A 19,428-nucleotide genomic window follows, 5' to 3' on the forward strand; every position below is an offset into this window, starting at 1 on the left:
CGTACGTCCTCGATACGTCCATGGGCCCGTGTACGGGGGGCGGGGGTTCCGGCGCACCGGCCCGCCCCCGCGCGTCACAGGTACGTGTCGTCGTAGCTGTTCGCGCCCCCGTCCGCGGCCGGCGCGGCCGGACCCGCGGCGGGGCCTCCCGGCGGGGTACCGAGGGCCAGGCTCAGGGTCTCCGTGAGCTCGACCCGGCCCTGGACGGGCAGTCTGGTGCGCCCGCTGCCGCGCTTGCGCAGGACGGCTCCGCCCTCGGGGCTGCGCTGGACGGCGTACTGGCCGTGGGTGCGGCGCTCGATGCGCGGGCTGCGATGGGGTTCCACCACGGTGAACTCGTACCACTGCTTGTGCCCGTGCCCGGCCGGGTGCTCGCTGAGGATGTCGCCCTCCGGGGAGACCAGTTGGAGCAGCAGGCCGTACGGGTCCCGGTCGCGTTTGCCCTGCTTGCGCCAGGCGATGACGGCCACGGCTACGAGGACGAGCAGCACGGCCCCGGCCATGAACGCCCACCAGTACCTGGCCCAGATCCCGGGCTCCGGCGTCACCCGCACCGACAGCGGGGACTGCACCAGCGTGCGCCGGGAGTCCGTGTCGTCGACGACGGTCAGGGTGCCGCCCAGCGACAGCCCGTCGTCACCGAGCCGTTCCCCGAAGACGTCGGCCGGGGCGACCTCGACGCTCACCTTCCGGGTGCCGGTCTCGCCGGGCTTCAGCACGATCCGCGCCGGGTCGACCGTGAGCATGTCGCGGCCGATGTCGGCGACGGAGAGCCGCAGGGTGTGCGGGGCGTCGCTGGTGTTGTGCACCGACAGGGTGCCCTCGACGGTGGCGCCGGGATGGACGTCGGCGGCGGGCATGGTGAGCCCGGCGACGACGGCCGGCTCGCCCGGCGGGACCTCGCCGCTCTCGCTGCGGACGTCGGCGGTGAGCCCGGAGGCGGTCAGCGTGCCGGTCACCTTCAGCGCCCCGTCGGCCTCCTTCGGGATGCGCACGGTCCCGGTGAAGGAGCCGTCGCCCTTCTTGGGGTCGGCTCCCGTGCCGTCGTCGTTCAGCGTGAGCCCCACCGGCTCGAAGCCGTCACCGGTCAGCTCGCCGCGTACCCGCAGGCCCTCGTAGTCGCGCGGGTCCTTGATCTCGTAGCCCTCGCGGGTCTGCAGCCGGATGGCCACCTTCGTCTGCTGCCCGGCCTGCGGCGACGGCGGGTCCATCGCGATGGAGCCGCGCAGCTCTCCGTGCCAGAGCACGCTGACGCCGACGGGCAGCGAGCGGTGCCCCTCGGGCGCCTCGACCTTCACCTTCCAGACGCCGGGCACCGGGTCGGTGATCTTCAGCGCCTCCACGGGGGAGCCGGACCCCGCCAGCTCGAACTTCGACTTCCGGTACGTGCCGGAGGTGGGCACCTTGTGGCCGCTCGGGTCGAAGTAGGTCGCCGTCACCTCCGGATCGCCCTTGTCGACCACGATGCTGCCGACGGTCGCCAGCGGCGAGACGCCGATCTCAAGCGTGGTGGGCGGCCGGTCGCTGGGGCCCCGGCTGTAGCGCAGGCAGTGGGCCGCGGCGAAGATCTTCTCCAGCATCGGGCCGACGTCCTTCGCCCCGGAGACCTTGCCGGCCTTCGGGCGCGCGGAGGGCAGTTCGACGCAGCCCTTCTGGTAGCCGCCCGCCGCGATCCGGTCGAGCTGCGCCTTGTCGGGGGCGGAGCCGAAGCCCAGCGGCCAGATCTGGACCTGCTGGGCGGCGGCCTCCTTGAGCGCCGCGGTCAGCTGCCGCTCACCCTCGGCCGCGCGGTGCGCCTCGCCGCCGTACTTCTCGCTGTCGCTGACGTCCATCCGGCCGTCGGTGAGGAGGAACAGCACCCGGGGGACCGACGGGTCGGTGCCGGTGCTCAGATCGTGCACCCCCTGGCGTATCGCGCTCGGGAAGTCCGTACCGGTGCCCTCGCTCTTCTTCCGGCTGCGCAGCTTGCCGACGCACGCGCCGATCGACTCGCGCCCCGCCGCGTCGAGTTGGGTGCGCGGGCACACCGGGTCCACCGCCCGCTGGTCACCGGTCTCCGCGGCGGCGAAGCCGAACACGGTGACGTTCGAGGTCGCGGAGACGTCACCGATCGCGATCCGCGAGGCGGCGGCCTTCTCCGCCTTCATGTCGGAGGCCGCCAGGCTGGCGGACTCGTCCACGCCGACCGCGTAGTTGACCGCCGCGGAGGCCGGTTCGGACGCGGCCGCCGGCACCGGATCATGACCGGCGGGTGACAACAGGGACGCGAGCACCGCGGCGCCGCCCAGCGCGCAGCACACGCCCCGGCGCAGCCGGCCCCTTCCTGCCCGCCGTCCTGCCCTGACTCTTCCCACGGCCGTCCCCTTATTCAGTCTCTGTCGCTCTGTGGCTCTGCGTTCTGCGTGATGTGCGCCGCGCGGTGGCACGCACGTCGGTGGAGCCCGGTCAGCGTGCGATCAGGCTCCAGCCCATGGCGAGTGCCGCCGCCGGTGCCAGCGTGCCGACGCCCCAGCGGATCGCCCGGTACTTCGCGGCCAGGATCGAGCTGACGTCCACGGCCTGGACGAGCAGCCACCGGGCCGGATCGCGCCCGGCCTCCGCGACCTCCGAGGACAGCCGCACCAGGTCGTACGGGGCGAGCAGATCGCCGAAGTACGTCACCCCGCGCCCGCTGCGCACCGTGCCGGTACGCGGCATGAGCGCCCGGACCAGCGCGGTCACCGCGATGATCCAGAGCACCCCTGCCGCGATCAGCGCGGCGTCCGCCGGCCCCCGCCAGTCGGGCGCCCCGTGACGTCCGATCAGGAAGGCCGGCAGCGCCAGCGCCCCGGAGAGGAGCACCGCCGCCTTGGAGTCGGCCCGGCCGAGGTCCTCCCGGACCGTGCCGAGCAGCCGTTCGGCGATGCGTTCCCCCGTCCGGTCGTCGCCGTGCGGACCCCCGCCCTGCACGGTGACGACCGGATCGGGGGAGGTCCGTGCCCCGCCGTCGGCGGTCATCAGTCCTCCTCCGCCCAGGACCATCCGTCGTCCGCGTCCCGGCTGCGGCGGCGCGGCGGCTCAGGTGCCCGGTCCTCGGGCTCCCCCGTGGAAGACCGCCGCCCGCGCGGAGCGGGCGGCTCCTCCTCGATCAGCCAGTCGGGGGCGTACGGCTCCGCGTCCCCGGGCCCCAGCTCGGGGGGCGGGGGACGGCGGTGGGCGGGCAGCGTTCCGACCGGCCCCTGCACGGGGCGGCGGCCCTTGTTGAGGAGGGCGAGTGCCTGCGTCTCCAGCTCGTTGGACTGGATCTGGCCGCTGTCGACCATGTCGAAGAGCCGGTCGACGCGGTCCTTCTCGTCCTGCCTGCCCTCCTGGCGGATCTTCTCCAGGAAGTCCTTGGCCGCCTCGGGCTCGGCCGCCAGCATGTAGCTGAGCTGGTCCAGCTCGCCGCCCCGGAGCATGGCCCGGAACTTCTCCTGGTGCACCCGGGTCACCTCGGCGGAGGCGTGCGCCTCCCGGATGTCGTCCATGTGCGTGATCGTCCGGTCGTCCATCCGCATCCTGACGTACAGCCGTACGCGCAGGCCCAGATCGGAGCCCAGATCGGCCCAGCGCCCGCCGGCGCAGTGGCTGGTGATGGCACGGTTGGCCTGCTCCGCCTCGGCCACCGGGAAGTCGGACGAGACCTCGCGCAGCCGCTCCAGGATCGGGGCGGTGAGCCGTTTGGCGACATCGGTGACCACCTCGGTGGCGGCCAGGTGCGGATCCGTCACGGTCCAGTGGATGTCGATCTCGACCTGGAAGAACGCGGCGCCGCCCTTCGCGGGCAGCTCCATCTTCAGCGTCGTCTCGTACGTGCCGAGCGCGATCTCGCACACGGTGTGCGGCCGGGCCAGCGGCCGTTTGTCGAAGTGCTCGATTCCGGAGGCGGTGGCCACGCTGTAGCCGCCCTTCCGGTAGAACAGCACCGATGCCGTGCGGGCACTCATCTGCCGGAACACTCCGGTGGGCGCGTACTCCCGCAGCAGCGGGCCCGCCGGTGCCGGGCCGTCCTTCTTCTCAGCCATTCCTCTCCTCCTCGCCCGTCCGGCCCCGCGGCGGCGCGGCGAGCCACCACAGGTCGCGCGCCTTGGTGTCGGTGAGCCGGTTCTCGGGGTCGTTCATCATCCGGCGCAGCAGCCAGTCCAGCCGCCGCCTGTCCTGCTCCCCGGCCATGAGCACGGGCAGCAGTGCCGCCAGTCCCGGTCGTGCCCGTTCGGAGCCGTTCTCGCGGACGGCGGTGCGCAGCAAGGACTCCAGGGCGTCCATGGCCACGTCGCTCGACCGTGCGGTGTTCAGGGCCGTCCACATCAGGTCGGCCATTGGGCGCACCAGTTCGGGGCGCGAGGCGGCGAGGGCGAGCGCCAGCGGCCGGTCTCCCCGGTCCCGGAGGTCCCCGAGCGGGGAACCGGCGGCGTCGAACAGCACCTCGTCCAGGGAGGTGACCATCAGCCGGACGGCGGTGACCAGTCCGAGGTCCTGGTACGTCACCAGCTTGTGGCGCGTCCAGTCGGTCATCCGCCGCAGCACCCGCGCCCCGTCCGGGAGCGCCAGCAGCCGTACGACGTTGAGCGAGGCGACCGCCATCTGCTCGCCCTCGTCCCGGACCCCGATGCGGGCCAGGGCGTCCAGGGTGTCGTCGGTCGTGGCCGCGGCGTTGCCGTACCCGAGCGCCATCGCCGCGGACCAGCGCAGCGACTCCGTCCCGTGCTTGACCCAGTCGTCGACGAGCTTGCGGACCGCCTTGCGGTGCGAGGCGTGCCCGGCCGCCTGGTCCATCATGGTGGCCGCGAAGAACCTGCGGCGCGCGGTGGACGCCTCGGCCAGCGGCCCGACCAGCTCCGCGTAACCGTGGTCGAAGTCCTGTACGCACAGCTCCCCGGCGGCGACCGCCGCGCGCATCCACACCTGGGGCCTGGGGTCGTCCGCCAGCAGCCGCAGCCAGCGCACGATCGGTGCGCGGGCCGGGAAGTGCCGGTCCCAGACCTCGGTCAGCACCGCGCCGGGCAGGGCGGAGCCCCGATACCAGATCAGCCGGGCCGTCACCTCCGCACCCGCCACCTCCACCCGACCGGTCTTGAACTCGGCCCTGGAGAGCGCCAGATCGGAGTCCGGGTCGTCGCAGAACAGCGGCCTGGCCGGGGTGTTGTCCGGATCGCTCTGGACGGACAGCTCCCAGGTCAGCAGATGGGCCGCGGCGGCCACGGCGCTGTGCGAGGCGCCGCCCAGCACGGCGAGTGCGATACGGAACGCCACCGGGTGGAACAGCGCCGCGGCCCGCGCGGTGGAACCCTCCGCGTCGTCCGGCAGCGCGGCGAGTGCCCGGTCCACCCCGGTGAACCACTCCTGCGCCTGCTCGGCGGCCAGGCTCCGGCAGCCGGCCAGCAAATCCTCGTAGGAGACGCTCCCCAGTACGTGTCCGGCCAGCAGCGCGGCGTACAGCTCGGCCTCCGCGGGGCGCAGGTCCTTCAGCCCGACGGCGTCGCGGACCTCGTCGCGCTCCGTGAGTTCCTCGGCGCGGGCGAGAAGTTCGGAGGTGGACGGGGAGCCTTCGGCGGCCGCGTCCGCACGGTCCTCAAGCCGCTCCCGGAGCCGGGTGGTGAGGAGTTCCTGGGTGGGCGCGGGCGGGCAGAGCATCCCGTACCGGCCCGCCAGCAGCGGGTTCGCGGCGGAGCCGACCGTCACCACGACGACCGCGAAGGACCGGCAGCCGGCCAGGGCCGCGGCCAGCCGGTCCAGGTCGATCTCGTCGGGCGGCAGCACACCGGGCCGGGTGAGGGAGAGTTCCAGCAGGTACCCGGTGCCGGGACGCGCCTCCTCGCCGCCCAGGGAGTCGGCCAGCTGCCGCACCCCACCGTCCGGATCGACCCGGTGCACCCGGACGTCGGCCGGGGCCCCGGTGTCCGGGTCCGTGCCCGCGTCCGTATCCGGTTGCGTGGCAAGGGAGTTGGTGATGTCGTCGAGCAGCGAGAGAGCCGTACTGGTACGGCCCGTGCCGGGCGCGGCGCCGAGGACCAGCAGCCGCCGCGCGGTGAGCGCGTTGCGTAGCTGCCGGTATCCGTCCGGCACCACATGGGCCCGGCGGAGCCTGCGCAGTTCCTCCGCGGGTACGGGGCCGCTGCGCATGCCCGCACGACGCGGGTCCAACTGGACGTAGGTGTCGCCGATATGGGCGCGGCCGATGTGCGTACGGTCGAAGTTGTGCAGGTCCCGGCCACTGCTGAACATCTGCCGGGCGTCGCCGTGGGTCCGCGAGGCGGCGGCGAGGCTGGTGGGCCCGCCCTCGCCCTGCTCCTCCGCGAGCGGGTTGCGGGTGTGCTCCCTGAACCGCCCGGCGGCGCGCTCCCGTTCCGACTCCTTCTCGTCCGCGTCGTCGTCGGACTCCCCGTCGCCGCCGTCCTTCGGCTCGTCGGAAGAGGGCTTGCCGTCCTTGCCCTTCTCCTTCCCCCGGTCCCTGTCCCTGTCCCGCTCCCTGTCCCTGTCCCTCTCCTTGCCCCGGTCGCCGTCCTTGTCGGCGGCTTCGGGGGACGGGTTGTCCGGGGGGCCGTCAGCCTGTTCCTCGTCGCTCATGGGGGTCAGCCCTTCCGACGGCCGATGTGCACGGGCTGCTGGTAGACGTTGCCGGTGTGCTGGGACATGTCGCCCTGTACGTGGTAGCGGGCATCGACGTCACCGGAGTCGGTGGTGCGGGCTGCCTGTTCCACGCCGTCCACGCCGTCCACGCCGTCCACGCCGTCCACGTCGTCCACGCCGCTCACATCGCTCACATCGCCCGCGTCGGGGTGGGCTTCCGGGCGGGTGACCGGGGTGGCGACGGGGATCTCCGGGGCGGGCCGTCCGGGAAGGTGGAACCAGGCCGTGACCGGGCCCTCCTTGAGCTCCAGCCGGGCGGCGGAGTAGCGGGCGGGTTCGATGAACTTGCCGCCGCCGCTGACCACGTCCTCGTACAGCGAACCGGAGACGGCCAGTACGAGATCGGCCCGCTCGGCGTCCAGCACTTGCCGGGCGACGGTGGAGTCGGCGAGGCGGCAGGCGAGGTCGACGGCGCGTCCGGCGATGCCCCGGTCGTCGTGCCGGACCGGCCCGACGTGCATGCCGACGCGCAGCCCCAGCGGTACGCGCAGGGCGCGGTTCTCGTCCCGCAGCTTCTCGTGGACCTCCACCATCCACAGGCCGAGCAGCCTGGCGACCGGGACCTGTCCGGACACCGAGACCAGCACGCCGTCGCCCCGGTCCTCCAGGTGCAGGGAGTCCCGCGCGACCTTGGTGTGGGTGAACGCCGTCTCCAGAACCCGGTAGATCCGGGCACGCATCCGGGTCTTCTCGATGTCGTCGTACTCGCCGGAACGTCTGGCGTCGACGCTGATCACCAGCTCGTAGCGCGCTTCGGCGACATCCGTCACGTCGTGGTCCACCTCGTGCCCCTGTCCTGGTCGCTGTGCCGTCCCCCATCAGCCTCGGGCCCGGGACGAGGGCCGTCTGTAGTCGTTTACACACGACAGCCGGGGAGTTACTCCTGATGGCCGTCCGCGTGACCGTCCGCGAGCAGTGCGAGCAGCTCGGGATCGAGGATCTCGACCTGCCGGGTCCCGGTCCGCACGATGCGCTGGTCCCGCAGCAGCCGCAGCGCCTTGGCGACGGCCTCGCGGGTGGCGCCGACGGTGGCGGCCAGCTCGTCCTGGGCCAGGTGGACGACGGTGCCGGCGGGCAGCCGCCGTGGCGCGGACGGCGTGTAGGGACCGGCGGGTTCGGCCCGGGAGAGTTCGGTGAGCCGTACGGCCAGCCGCTGCAGAACGGTGAGGGAGGCGAGCGCGGACCGCTCCTGGTCGGCGCTGCGGAGCCGGAAGGTGAGCTGACGTATCACCAGACCGCTGACCCGGGGGTGCTGGGCGAGGAACCGGCGGAACGCGTCCCCCGGGATGACCTGCGCCGAGGCGGGCCCCAGTGCCCGCACGGTGGCGCTACGGGGATGGCTGTCCAACGCCGCCATTTCGCCCAGGAGTTCGCCGGGGCCGCGCAGGCCGAGTATCAGCCGGGTGGCGCCACGGTCCGTAGCCACGGAAACGGTCACCCAACCCTCAAGTATGATCATGACGTGACCGGACCGGTCCCCCTCCGACAGGAGATGGGTATCGGCCGCGTAGAGCTTGCGGTTGCCGAGGGCCATGACGTTCTCGTGCTCGTGGGCCGTCAGGGCGCGCGCGAACGCCAGATCGTTGCCGAGCAGCGCCATGGCCCCTCCCCCCGCGGCAGGTCCGGACGGCTGATTTTGATAGGCGTTGATGCTCCCAGAGCGCCGTCTTCAAGGGTGTGGTTCACGCCACATCGAACGTACCGGCCGGTAACGACAGAAGTGCCAGTTGGACGGCCTGGGTGGAGCCACTCTCTGCGGTGCACCTCGCACCTGCCCGGTGGGCCGTGCGCCCGCGCCGACTCCTCGGCGCGCGACGCCCACCCCGGACCATGAGGTCAGGGGCCACATACGGGCGGGGAAGGGCTCATTGGTGCGCGAGGGGGCGCGAGAGGCGGACTTGGCGAAAACTCGGGTTCCTGCCTGGAGCGAGGTTCTGGACCCGGTACGAAGGGAGGTCGCCCACAGGCGCCTGGCCCGGGGGCCCGCACGCGTCAGGGGCGGGTGGTGGGTGCGTCCTCGCCCAGCCGGGCGCGCAGGGTGCCGGCGAACTCCTCCGCCCGCCCGAGCTGCTTGCGCAGGTCGGCGACGCGCTCGGCGGCGGCCTGCTCGAAGTGGCGGACGCGTCCCAGGAGTTCCTCGCGCTCGGCACCGGCCGGGGGCGGGACCGCGTCGAGGTGATCGGTGGCGTCGAGGAGGTCCCGCATCTGGTCGAGGGTGAAGCCGAGGGGCTTCATGCGGCGGATCACCATCAGGCGGGCGACGTCGGTCTCGGTGTAGAGGCGGAATCCGCCCCGGGAGCGGGCCGAGGGGATGACAAGGCCGGTCTCCTCGTAGTGCCGGATGGTGCGCAGCGACAGCTCGGTCCGCGCGGCGACCTCGCCGATCTGCATGTGCTCGCTGCTCACGCGGGCGCCTTCCTCGTCTGGCGATCTCTACCGTAACGTTAGAGTAGAGTGTGCGGCTGTCGGGGGTTGATCCACTGTTGTCGCGTCCATGCGTCGCGTTCACGTGACGCGTTGATGCGTTGCGTCCATGCGTCGCGTTCATGCGTCGCGTGTTCATGGTGCGGGACGGATCCACCAGTAACCAAAAGCCGCTCCGGGGCGGAAGAAGCCCCGGAAGGACCGGCGCCGCACCGGGCCCGGCCCCGCACTCCGTACCGCCCCCTCGCACACACCCCCGCCGCCCCGCACGCCCTTGGTGACTCCGGGCGGGCCCGAGCACGACAGGTTCCGCTTCTCTTGACTTCCTCCGCACTGTCCCCGGCCGCGCGGTGGCGCGGGCCGCTTCCCGACTGGACGCACGACCCGAAGGTCTGGCGCACCGAGATCCTGGCCGGACTGGTGGTCGCGCTCGCGTTGATCCCCGAGGCGATCTCGTTCTCCGTCATCGCGGGGGTCGACCCGGCGATCGGGCTGTTCGCGTCCTTCACCATGGCCGTCACGATCTCGGTCGTGGGCGGCCGCCGCGCGATGATCTCCGCCGCGACGGGCGCCGTCGCCCTGGTCATCGCTCCGCTCAACCGCGAGCACGGCTTCGGCTACCTGGTCGCGGCGGTGATCCTGGCCGGCGCCTTCCAGATCGTCCTGGGCGCGCTCGGCATCGCGAAGCTGATGCGGTTCGTGCCCCGCAGCGTGATGGTCGGGTTCGTCAACTCCCTCGCCATCCTCATCTTCACGGCCCAGGTCCCCGAGATGCACGACGTGCCCTGGCCCGTCTATCCGCTGCTCGCCGGCGGCCTCGCCCTGATGGTGTTCTTCCCGAAGGTCACCAAGGTGGTACCGGCCCCGCTCGTGTCCATCGTCGTCCTCACCGTGATCACGGTCGCCGCGGGGATCGCGGTGCCGACCGTGGGCGACAAGGGCGAGCTGCCGTCCGCCCTGCCGGTACCGGGCCTGCCCGATGTCCCCTTCACCCTGGACACGCTGACGACCATCGCCCCCTACGCGCTCGCGATGGCGCTGGTCGGGCTGATGGAGTCGCTGATGACGGCCAAGCTGGTCGACGACATCACCGACACCCGCTCCTCCAAGACCCGGGAGTCGATCGGCCAGGGCATCGCCAACATCGTCACCGGGTTCCTCGGCGGCATGGGCGGCTGCGCCATGATCGGCCAGACGATGATCAACGTGAAGGTCTCGGGCGCCCGCACCCGCCTGTCGACGTTCCTGGCGGGCTCGTTCCTGATGGTGCTGTGCATCGTCTTCGGCCCGGTCGTCTCCGACATCCCCATGGCCGCGCTGGTCGCCGTCATGGTCATGGTGTCCTTCGCGACCTTCGACTGGCACTCCATCGCCCCGAAGACCCTGAAACGGATGCCCGCAGGGGAGATCGCCGTCATGGCCATCACCGTGGCCTGCGTCGTGGCCACCCACAACCTCGCGATCGGGGTCGTCGTCGGCACCGTCACCGCCATGGTCGTCTTCGCCAGGCGCGTCGCCCACCTGGCCGACGTCACCGCCGTCGTCGACCCGGACGGCACCCAGGTCGTCTACTCGGTCACCGGCGAGCTCTTCTTCGCCTCCTCCAACGACCTGGTCACCCGGTTCGCGTACGCCACCGACCCCGACAGGGTCGTCATCGACCTGACGGCCACCCACATTTGGGACGCCTCCTCCGTCGCGGCGCTCGACGCGATCGAGAGCAAGTACGCCCAGCGCGGCAAGACCGTCGAGATCATCGGCCTGAACCAGCCCAGCGCCCGGATCCACGACCGGCTCAGCGGCGAACTCACCGGCGGCCACTGACCCGTGGCCCGCCGCCGGGCGCGGTGACGGCGGCGCTCCGGTCCGCTACCCGGCTGTCGGTCCGCTATCCGGCTGTCGGTGTGCTGCCCGAGCGCAGGGTCAGCAGCGTGATCTCGCTCGGCGCGAAGACCCGGAAGGGCGGGCCCCAGAAGCCGGCGCCCCGGCTGGTGTAGAGCTGGGTGCGCTCCCCGTGCCGGCTCAGGCCGCTCACCACCGGCTGGTCGATCCGGACGAGGAAGTTGAACGGCCAGATCTGGCCGCCGTGGGTGTGCCCGGAGATCTGTAGGTCGATGCCCGCTGCGGCGGCCTGCGGGACGAACTTGGGCTGGTGGGCGACGAGCAGGACCGGCTGGTCCGGGTCCGTCCCGGCCAGCGCGCCGAGCAGGTTCGCGCTGTGACCGGCCAGGCCGGAGGACTCCGCGGTCACGTCGTCCACACCCGCCAGCACGAGGGCGTCCCCACCGCGCTCCACCACGACATGGCGGTTGTGCAGCGGCTCCCAGCCCAGTTCCGCCATCCGGTCCAGCCAGCCCTGGGCCTCGCTGCCGTACTCGTGGTTCCCGGTGACGTAGACCCTGGCCAGCCGCGACCGGATCGCCCCGAGCGGTGCGGACTGCTCCCGGCGCTGGACCGGGGTGCCGTCGGCGATGTCACCGGCGTGGACGACGACGTCCGCGTCGAGCGCGTTGACCGCCTCGGTCACCCGGGCCGACCAGCGCGCCCGGTCGATCGGCCCGTAGTGCGTATCGGCCAGCACGACGACCCGCGTTCCGTCCAGACCGCCGCCGAGCCGCGGGACGTGGACGTCCAGCCGCTTCACCCGGGGGACCCGCATGGCCTCGTAGTGGCCCCAGGCCAGCAGGGCGGCGGAGACCACGGCGACGGCAACGGAAACGGTCCTGGCCCGGCCGGTGCCGCCGACGCCGAACCCCATCAGCACGAGGTTCACCAAGCCGCCCAGCACGGACCAGGTGAAGAGCACCCAGATCATCCCGAGGCTGGTGTCAGCGATCCGGGCGGCCCGGTCGGAGCGCCGTCGCCCGTGGCCCGCGACCATCAGGAAGGGGAACGAGACCATCCAGGCGAAGAGGACGACGGTCCCGGCCAGGAAGACGGGGAACGGCCAGTCCGCCCCGGAGGCGAACAGTGACCACCAGGGCGGCAGACACAGAACGAGCAGGACGAGCAGGACCATCCCCACCCGCCGGACGGAGGAGCGCCCCCGCCGCGCCGAGGAACGCCCCCGCCGGACCGGAGAGGGTCCTGGCCGGCTCGCACCTTCGCCGGGGCCCCCGGCAGCCGCCCCGGCCTCGCTCCGGGGGCTGTCCCCGACACTTTCCGGCCCGCCGGATTCCGCCCGAAGGCCTGCCCGCTCCGACCCGATGGATCCACTGTCCGCCACTGCGCTGCCCCTCACGTCCGCTCCTCCCATCATCCGGCATGCGCCGGCCACCGGACCAGGGCGGCCCGCGACCGGGACGGACCGCGACCGGGCCAAGCCATTAGTTCGCGACGCGAAGTATAAATATCTCCGATGCTACTCTGGGTGAGTGGATAAGCGTGATCGTGATAGCGATATTGACCGGATCGGGATTGTGGCCGCGCTGGTGCGGTCGTCGTTCCTGGTTGACTCGGTGTACGCGGAGTCAGCCCGTGAGCACGGATTGACGCCGCAGCAGGGTCGGTTGCTGTGCGTGCTGATGCCGAAGCCGTACGGCATGGGCGAGTTGGGGGCGATGCTGGGGCTGGCCAAGTCGAGCCTCACCGGCCTCGTGGACCGCACCGAGCGCAACGGCCTGGTCCGCCGCGAGACGGACGCGCGGGATACGCGATCCGTACGTGTCGCGCTCACCGCCCAAGGCACCGGGCTGGTGCGGGGGTTCTACGACGAGACCTGCCGAAGGGTCGAGGAGCTGCTCCCGGGCCTGGGGCCGGCCGAGCGGGACGCGCTCGCCGGACTGCTCGGCCGCGTCGTGCTGGACAACGAGGTTCCGGTGGTCTTCGCGGCGCAGGAGGAACGGGCACCCGTCGACCGCGAGGACTGATAACGCAACGCCGCATTCCCCAGGAAGGGATTGCAGTTCGCACTACGAACTAATATTGTTCGTAGTGCGAACTGTGAACCTTCTCTCTGTGGAGTGTGCCGTCATGAGCCGTACTGTCGCGGTTGTCGGTGGAGGCTACGGGGGCGCTGCGGTCGCCAAGGCGCTGGAGTCCGAGGCGGACGTCGTCCTGATCGATCCCCGGGACGCCTTCGTCAACGCCGCCGCGTCGCTGCGGGCGCTGACCCGGCCCGACTGGGCGGCCAACATGTTCTTCCCCTTCGAGACCCTGCTCACGAGGGGCAAGGTGATACGTGACCGCGCGGCCTCGGTCGACGGCGGCGGCGTCACCCTGGCCTCGGGCGAGCGCGTCGCCGCCGACTACGTGGTGCTGGCCACCGGCTCCAGCTACCCCTACCCCGCCAAACCCGCCTCCGACTCGGTCAGCGAGGCCCTCGCCGACCTGCGGCGCACCCACAAGGAACTGAGCGGCGCCGAAAAGGTGCTGATTCTCGGCGCGGGTCCGGTCGGGCTCGAACTGGCCGCGGAGATCAGGGAAGTCTGGCCGGACAAGCAGGTGACCATCACCGACCCGTCCGATGAACTGCTCCCCGGCCTCCGGACGGACGTGGCCGAGGACCTGCGCGCCCAGCTGGAGGCGCTGAACATAGGCCTTCGTCTCGGTATCGCCCTCACGACGCCGCCGGGAACCGAGCCCGGCGTGGCCGGCGCCTTCACCGTCACCACCAGCGGTGGCGAGAAGATCACCGCCGACATCTGGTTCCGCGCCCACGGGACGCGCACCAACAGCGACTACCTCGCGGACGGCAGGCTCACCACCCGTACACCGCGGGGCCAGGTCCCCGTGACCGAATTCCTCAACGTCGAGGGGCACGAGAACATCTACGCGGTCGGCGACATCACCGACGTACCGGAGGCCAAGATGGCCGGCTACGCGATGCGGCACGCCGAGGTGGTCGCCAAGAACATCACCGCCCGCCTGAAGGGCGAACAGCCCACCACCACGTACCGGCCGCTGCCCTTCCCCGTAATCCTGATCCCCCTCGGCACAAAGGGCGGCGCCGGCCAACTACCCTCCCCCGACGGTCCGGTTGCCGCCTCGACCGCGATGGTCTCCGAACGCAAGGGCGCGGATCTCTTCACCGGCCGTTTCAGGGCTCAGTTCGGTCCTACCGCCTGAGTGTTCTCGTGGACCGGTCAGCCGGCGAAGCCCGGGACCATCAGGCCGGATTCGTACGCGATGACGACCGCGTGGGTGCGGTTCTGCGCGCCGAGCTTTCAGCGTGTTTCCGACGTGGGTCTTGACCGTCTCCAGGCTCACCGTGGGGGACTCCGTGATCTCCGGATTGGAGAGACCGGTGGCCATCAGGCGCAGCACCTCCTCCCGGCCGGACAGGTCACCTCCTGCCCCCGGCCCAGCCCGCCCGGATGCGCTCTACCGCCCCCGCCGAAGCGACCTTCGGCCCCGGCACCCGCCGAGCCCCATCAGGCTTCGGGACCCGATCATCAAGCTTCTCCGGAAGCACCAGACGTCCAGGTGTGGGAGCGGAGCCAAGCAGGGATCGCAGGGACCGTGCTCCTAGGAGTCCCCGATGCGGTGTCCGACGCGATCATGGACCGGTACCCCGGTGGCTCGGCACGGATGCGCGCCTGGCACCTGCACGTCGCCGGCCCCATGTTGGAGAACGTCGCCAAGTCCAGATGTTCGTACTGGGAAACGGGAACGGCCGCAGGCTTTCTGGCCTGCGGGGCAGTGGTTGTGGCGGTCATGTACGGACGTCCTCGGACGAGGTCGAATGAGACCTGGATCGCTGGTGCTCCGGGCTGCGGGAACTCAGTGGGCCGGCGTCAGCTCGTTCGTCCAAGGGTGAAGCCCATCAGCCAAGGTCCCTTCCTCTCAGCGATCACGGAACCCGTTCCCAGTGAAGTCGTGTCAGTTGAGGGACGGGTCGCCGGACGGTGCCCTCTTCGGGACCACCCGTATTGCCAGTGCGGTGCCGTCCGGCCGGAAGGAATTCGCTCCCCAATCGCCGATGTCGTCCGGCTTCGGCCAGCTCTTGCGCCGCTCGTATGCCCGTCGGCGGTACTCCTCGACCTTGCCGTCCGCGAGCAGGTCGTACAGATCCGCGGCCATGCCGGAAAACGCCTCCACTCGTGTGCCGTTGATGCGGAAGACCTGATCAGTACCCACGTATGGTTCCCCCGCAAAAGTGGCCTTCGCGTCGTGGACACTGGCGGTCCCGGCGAAGGTCTTCTCGCTGAAGTGCTTGCTGCCCTGGTCATCGATCAGGTACTGGCCAACCTTTCCCCCGCCGCCGGCCAGCGAGAGCTGCCCGGCGGCATGGGCGCGGGCGATCACTCGACCGAACCACGGGAACTCCTTCTCGGGGATCAGGAAGGCGTTGTGCCGACCACCCTTGCCCTGCGTCGAGTCGGCTACCGAGTTCACGTACGGCAGAGCCCGACGTCCGATGGCCGCATCGGCTGAATACACACCCGACGACGGCCGTACCGGGAGCCCGATGTCCCCTTCCGCGTGCAGGATGTGGACGGTCACACCGGCGGATGCCAGGAACTCGGTCGAAGTGATGAGCGCGGGGGTTTCGTTGCCCTGTCCCAGATGGATCCGCTGCACCCGCTCGCTGCCCCGGTCCAGTTGTCTGTACGTCGTGCGAGAGCTTGCGGATGTCTTCGGCTTCACGGCCTGGTGGTTGCCGTTCACGGTCACCACGAAGATCCTCGATCCCTCCCCGGGGCGCCATGCCTCCAGCAGGAAGTCCGGCCGCGCTCTCGCGCCGAGAGTTGCGGCCGGCTTGGTCCGCGCGAAGCCGGGGAGTAGCACGGTGTCCGTGTCGATGATGCTGATCAGATGGTCCGGATACCGCTCGCGCACCGTTCGTTCCGCGACAGCGAGCCCGAATGCCCGGCCCAGCTCTCTCGCCTGCATACCTCGGTAGGACAGTTCGGGTGCCGTCCCTTCCTCAGTGAGGCGCAGGCTTCCATGCCGGTCGGCGGCGAAGGCCCGGCAGTACTTCAGACCCTGCCAATGTTCCGCGAGCCCTCTGCCCCGACCCTGTCGAGCTAGGGTCGTAGCGCGTGCGAACGTCGCGAGGATGTCCCACGGAGTGATCTGTAGCGGGTCACGCTCGGTTCGGGGCAGGTGACAAATATCCGCCTTGCGGGGCCCGTGGCCCTCGCCCGTGGTCTTCCTCTTCGCCCGCTCGCGGTCGACGGCCGCGGCAGCCTTCCCCACTCCGACGACGAGCTCGGGTGACGAGCGCACCTGCACGGTCAGGGGGTCATCGAGACGCTTGATCACTCTGAAGGCCGTTGAATCCATGGCACAGGACGGTAGGAATCGCAGATAACGACGACAAGAGTGTGATTCAGGCCATGAGGGTGCAGATACCCTTCCTCGTTGGACGCTGAACTAGCCGCTCATGGCTGTCTGTCCACGGGGCGGGATGCGTGGTCGTCGCCATGGTCACGGAAGACGAACGGCACAAGGTCGAAGCGGCGAGTACGCCGAGCCCCAGTCGATGGCGAAGAAGCCGACGATGCGGCAGGGGACTTCGACGATCTGGGCGTCGGCAGCCTTGTCGTCGCTCCACGACGCCCACCACACCGGCGCGACCGCGCCCACGTGCCGCGGCATCGAGAACCCGGGCCTGTGGACAAAAACCAGGACAACAGGGCCTGAGGACGCGAAGAAGGGCCCCACCGCAAGCGGTGGGGCCCTTCGACGTATTGCCCGGTGAGAGCAATGGCGGAGGATACGAGATTCGAACTCGTGAGGGGTTGCCCCCAACACGCTTTCCAAGCGTGCGCCCTAGGCCACTAGGCGAATCCTCCGGGGCAAACAATACAAGACGTTGAGGAGTGCTCGCGAACCCGTTCCCCTTCGGTGGCCCCGAGGGGGTCTCGGTGGGGTCGGGAGGGGTGGGGAGGTGGACTTGTGGGGGCGGGGATCGGCTAAGGTGGGCGTCAGCCCCTCACGTGGCGCTATCTGACTGAACTCCCCCAGGGCCGGAAGGCAGCAAGGGTAGGTTGGCTCTGGCGGGTGCGTGGGGGGTCCTTACGTTTCCGGGGTCGTCCGGGGAGCCGGGTTTTCGGGGTGGTTGTGCCCTCGGAGCCGGTGGTGTGCCTGGCCCGGGGCCGGTTGTCGGTCCGCCCCTATAGCCTCGTAGGTGTGTCGTCCCTTGCGCTGTACCGCCGCTACCGCCCCGAGTCGTTCGCCGAGGTCATCGGTCAGGAGCATGTCACTGAGCCGTTGATGCAGGCCCTGCGGAACAACCGGGTCAATCACGCGTACCTGTTCAGTGGTCCGCGAGGCTGCGGCAAGACGACCAGCGCGCGCATCCTCGCCCGCTGTCTGAACTGTGAGCAGGGGCCCACGCCCACGCCCTGCGGGGAGTGCCAGTCCTGCCAGGACCTGGCGCGCAACGGGCCGGGATCGATCGATGTGATCGAGATCGACGCCGCTTCGCACGGTGGTGTGGACGATGCCCGTGATCTGCGGGAGAAGGCGTTCTTCGGGCCCGCGTCGAGTCGTTACAAGATCTACATCATCGACGAGGCGCACATGGTCACCTCCGCGGGGTTCAACGCCCTGCTGAAGGTGGTCGAGGAGCCGCCGGAGCACCTCAAGTTCATCTTCGCGACCACGGAGCCCGAGAAGGTCATCGGGACCATCCGGTCGCGCACCCACCACTACCCGTTCCGGCTGGTGCCGCCGGGGACACTGCGCGACTACCTCGCGGAGGTGTGCGCCAAGGAGAACAGCTTCGTCGAGGACGGGGTGTTCCCGCTGGTGGTACGGGCCGGCGCCGGCTCCGTGCGTGACTCGATGTCCGTCATGGACCAGCTGCTGGCCGGCGCCGCCGACGACGGTGTGACATACGCCATGGCGACGTCGCTGCTCGGTTATACGGACGGCTCGCTGCTCGACTCCGTCGTGGACGCCTTCGCGTCGGGCGACGGGGCCGCGGCCTTCGAGGTCGTGGACCGGGTGGTCGAGGGCGGCAACGACCCCCGGCGCTTCGTCGCCGACCTGCTGGAGCGGCTGCGCGACCTGGTGATCCTGGCCGCGGTGCCGGACGCCGGGGAGAAGGGGCTCATCGACGCCCCCGCCGATGTCGTCGAGCGGATGCAGGCCCAGGCCTCCGTCTTCGGGGCCGCCGAGCTGAGCCGCGCCGCCGACCTGGTCAACGAGGGGCTCACCGAAATGCGCGGGGCGACCTCGCCCCGGCTCCAGGTCGAGCTGATCTGTGCCCGGGTCCTGCTGCCCGCGGCCTTCGACGACGAGCGCTCACTGCAGGCGCGGCTGGACCGGCTGGAGCGCGGCGCGTCCTTCGCCACCACCGGACCGGGGCCCGCCATGGGGTACGTCCCCGGGCCCGAGGCGCTCGCCCACGCCCCCGTCGCACCACAGCCCGCACAGGCGCCACAGGCGCCGCAGCCCCCCGCTCCCGCCCCGTACCCCGCCGCGGCGCAGCCGGACCCCGGATCGGGACCCGCCGCCGCGCGTGCCGCCGCACGGGGGGACGCCCCGCCGCCCGCCCCGGCGCAGGCCGCCCCGCCCGCGGAGCCCGTACAGCCGCCGCCCACCGCGGCCCCGGCTGCCGGTCAGCGGCCCGGCGCCTGGCCCGCCGCGGCCGCGCCCGAGCAGGGGCGCCGGCCCGGAGGCTGGCCGACCGCCTCCACCCCCGGCCAGGCACCGGCCCCGCAGGCCGCCGCCCCCGCACCGGCCGCGCCGATGGCACCCGCTCCGGGGCCCGCCGCCCCGGAACCGGCCCCCGGCATGACGCAGGGCGCCGGACAGGTGCGCAACATGTGGCCCGACATCCTGGAGGCGGTCAAGGGCCGCCGCCGGTTCACCTGGATCCTGCTCAGCCAGAACGCCCAGGTGACCGGCTTCGACGGCACCACCCTCCAGATCGGCTTCCTCAACTCGGGCGCCCGCGACAACTTCACGAGCAGCGGCAGCGAGGACGTGCTGAAGCAGGCACTGGCCGAGCGGTTCAACGCCCAGTGGAAGATCGAGGCGATCGTCGACCCGTCGGGCGGCGCCGGACAGCCCCCGCCCACCGGGGGCGGCCGTCCCACGCCCCCGCCCGCGCCGCAGCGCCCGGCGCCGGCCGCGCCCCAGCAGCAGTACGAGCCCCGGCCGGCCCAGGAGCGGCCGCAGCAGCCGGGGGGTGGCGAGCCGGCTGCCCCGCCGCCCGCGTCGCCGCCGTACACCGCTCCCGAGCCGCCCCGTTCGGTCGCCCCGGAGGACGACACCGCAGAGGCCGACGACCCGGACCTGGTCGACTCCGCCCTCTCCGGCCACGAGCTGATCGTCCGCGAGCTGGGTGCCACGGTGGTGGAGGAGTTCACCAACGAGTAGGGCGCGGGTCCGGGGGAGACGGTGAGTGGGGGCGTGTGTCCGGGGGACGGTGAGCGGGGCGCGTGTCCGGGGAGACGGTGA

At 71.5% G+C, this 19,428-nt stretch carries 13 protein-coding genes, 1 tRNA gene, 1 other RNA gene and 1 pseudogene; 5 read left to right on the forward strand and 11 right to left on the reverse strand.

Annotation, left to right across the window (positions count from 1 at the left end):
* Nucleotides 1-74: 74 nt before the first annotated feature.
* The 7 genes from ACFVQ0_RS17085 to ACFVQ0_RS17115 all read right to left on the reverse strand — a co-directional run bounded on the left by ACFVQ0_RS17085 (nucleotide 75) and on the right by ACFVQ0_RS17115 (nucleotide 9,054).
* A complete protein-coding gene (locus ACFVQ0_RS17085) occupies nucleotides 75-2,354 on the reverse strand; it encodes a VWA domain-containing protein (RefSeq protein ID WP_390088713.1) in 2,280 nt (759 codons plus the stop codon).
* 91 nt (nucleotides 2,355-2,445) lie between these two features.
* A complete protein-coding gene (locus tag ACFVQ0_RS17090) occupies nucleotides 2,446-2,997 on the reverse strand; it encodes a Pycsar system effector family protein (RefSeq protein ID WP_390088715.1) in 552 nt (183 codons plus the stop codon).
* Nucleotides 2,997-4,043, reverse strand: coding sequence for a hypothetical protein (locus ACFVQ0_RS17095; RefSeq protein ID WP_390088717.1), 1,047 nt, complete (start codon nucleotides 4,041-4,043; stop codon nucleotides 2,997-2,999). Before ACFVQ0_RS17095 ends, ACFVQ0_RS17090 begins: the two co-directional genes overlap by 1 nt.
* Complete coding sequence (locus ACFVQ0_RS17100; RefSeq protein ID WP_390088719.1) at nucleotides 4,036-6,585, reverse strand: hypothetical protein; 2,550 nt, start codon at nucleotides 6,583-6,585, stop codon at nucleotides 4,036-4,038. The genes ACFVQ0_RS17095 and ACFVQ0_RS17100 overlap by 8 nt, the downstream gene beginning before the upstream one ends.
* A gap of 5 nt (nucleotides 6,586-6,590) precedes the next feature.
* On the reverse strand, nucleotides 6,591-7,430 hold the full coding sequence (locus ACFVQ0_RS17105; RefSeq protein WP_390088721.1) for a hypothetical protein: 840 nt from the start codon (nucleotides 7,428-7,430) through the stop codon (nucleotides 6,591-6,593).
* A gap of 95 nt (nucleotides 7,431-7,525) precedes the next feature.
* The gene (locus ACFVQ0_RS17110) at nucleotides 7,526-8,248 is read right to left on the reverse strand and encodes a Crp/Fnr family transcriptional regulator (protein ID WP_390088723.1); all 723 of its coding nucleotides are present in this window, start codon (nucleotides 8,246-8,248) and stop codon (nucleotides 7,526-7,528) included.
* Between the two features lie 392 nt (nucleotides 8,249-8,640).
* Nucleotides 8,641-9,054: a MerR family transcriptional regulator gene (locus tag ACFVQ0_RS17115; protein ID WP_390088725.1), complete on the reverse strand. Its 414-nt coding sequence runs from the start codon at nucleotides 9,052-9,054 to the stop codon at nucleotides 8,641-8,643.
* Nucleotides 9,055-9,390: 336 nt separating this feature from the next.
* Between ACFVQ0_RS17115 and ACFVQ0_RS17120 the strand changes: the two genes are divergently transcribed.
* Nucleotides 9,391-10,896, forward strand: coding sequence for a SulP family inorganic anion transporter (locus tag ACFVQ0_RS17120; RefSeq protein ID WP_390088727.1), 1,506 nt, complete (start codon nucleotides 9,391-9,393; stop codon nucleotides 10,894-10,896).
* Nucleotides 10,897-10,960: 64 nt separating this feature from the next.
* Here ACFVQ0_RS17120 and ACFVQ0_RS17125 read toward each other — a convergent pair whose 3' ends face one another.
* On the reverse strand, nucleotides 10,961-12,091 hold the full coding sequence (locus ACFVQ0_RS17125) for a metallophosphoesterase (protein WP_390088729.1): 1,131 nt from the start codon (nucleotides 12,089-12,091) through the stop codon (nucleotides 10,961-10,963).
* 391 nt (nucleotides 12,092-12,482) lie between these two features.
* On the opposite strand from ACFVQ0_RS17125, the gene ACFVQ0_RS17130 reads away from it, so the two are divergent.
* Together ACFVQ0_RS17130 and ACFVQ0_RS17135 are read left to right on the forward strand one after the other, a co-directional pair.
* Nucleotides 12,483-12,941, forward strand: a complete 459-nt coding sequence (locus tag ACFVQ0_RS17130) for a MarR family winged helix-turn-helix transcriptional regulator (RefSeq protein ID WP_390088893.1) — start codon at nucleotides 12,483-12,485, stop codon at nucleotides 12,939-12,941.
* 103 nt (nucleotides 12,942-13,044) lie between these two features.
* Complete coding sequence (locus tag ACFVQ0_RS17135; RefSeq protein WP_390088731.1) at nucleotides 13,045-14,139, forward strand: NAD(P)/FAD-dependent oxidoreductase; 1,095 nt, start codon at nucleotides 13,045-13,047, stop codon at nucleotides 14,137-14,139.
* A gap of 17 nt (nucleotides 14,140-14,156) precedes the next feature.
* On the opposite strand, the pseudogene ACFVQ0_RS17140 reads toward ACFVQ0_RS17135, so the two are convergent.
* The 3 genes and pseudogenes from ACFVQ0_RS17140 to ACFVQ0_RS17150 all read right to left on the reverse strand — a co-directional run.
* Nucleotides 14,157-14,355 (reverse strand): annotated as a pseudogene (locus ACFVQ0_RS17140) (response regulator transcription factor); the annotation flags it as partial.
* A gap of 537 nt (nucleotides 14,356-14,892) precedes the next feature.
* Nucleotides 14,893-16,299, reverse strand: a complete 1,407-nt coding sequence (locus ACFVQ0_RS17145) for a hypothetical protein (protein WP_390088733.1) — start codon at nucleotides 16,297-16,299, stop codon at nucleotides 14,893-14,895.
* 424 nt (nucleotides 16,300-16,723) lie between these two features.
* Nucleotides 16,724-16,811, reverse strand: a tRNA-Ser gene (locus tag ACFVQ0_RS17150).
* Nucleotides 16,812-16,942: 131 nt separating this feature from the next.
* Here ACFVQ0_RS17150 and ffs point away from each other — a divergent pair.
* Nucleotides 16,943-17,039: signal recognition particle sRNA small type (ffs, locus tag ACFVQ0_RS17155), an RNA gene on the forward strand.
* A gap of 109 nt (nucleotides 17,040-17,148) precedes the next feature.
* Nucleotides 17,149-19,347 carry a DNA polymerase III subunit gamma and tau gene (locus ACFVQ0_RS17160; protein ID WP_390088735.1) on the forward strand — a complete coding sequence of 733 codons (2,199 nt, stop codon included), beginning with the start codon at nucleotides 17,149-17,151 and terminating at the stop codon, nucleotides 19,345-19,347.
* The last annotated feature ends 81 nt before the right edge of the window (nucleotides 19,348-19,428 follow it).

It is taken from the genome of Streptomyces sp. NPDC057900 (assembly GCF_042887885.1).
Lineage (GTDB): Bacteria > Actinomycetota > Actinomycetes > Streptomycetales > Streptomycetaceae > Streptomyces.

What these genes read in the sequence shown, in the direction of transcription:
- ACFVQ0_RS17090 (WP_390088715.1), bottom strand. Translation starts at nt 2,997, where the DNA reads ATGACCGCCGACGGCGGGGCACGGACCTCCCCCGATCCGGTCGTCACC.
- ACFVQ0_RS17100 (WP_390088719.1), bottom strand. Translation starts at nt 6,585, where the DNA reads ATGAGCGACGAGGAACAGGCTGACGGCCCCCCGGACAACCCGTCCCCC.
- ACFVQ0_RS17125 (WP_390088729.1), bottom strand. Translation starts at nt 12,091, where the DNA reads ATGGTCCTGCTCGTCCTGCTCGTTCTGTGTCTGCCGCCCTGGTGGTCA.
- ACFVQ0_RS17095 (WP_390088717.1), bottom strand. Translation starts at nt 4,043, where the DNA reads ATGGCTGAGAAGAAGGACGGCCCGGCACCGGCGGGCCCGCTGCTGCGG.
- ACFVQ0_RS17145 (WP_390088733.1), bottom strand. Translation starts at nt 16,299, where the DNA reads ATGGATTCAACGGCCTTCAGAGTGATCAAGCGTCTCGATGACCCCCTG.
- ACFVQ0_RS17135 (WP_390088731.1), top strand. Translation starts at nt 13,045, where the DNA reads ATGAGCCGTACTGTCGCGGTTGTCGGTGGAGGCTACGGGGGCGCTGCG.
- ACFVQ0_RS17110 (WP_390088723.1), bottom strand. Translation starts at nt 8,248, where the DNA reads ATGGCGCTGCTCGGCAACGATCTGGCGTTCGCGCGCGCCCTGACGGCC.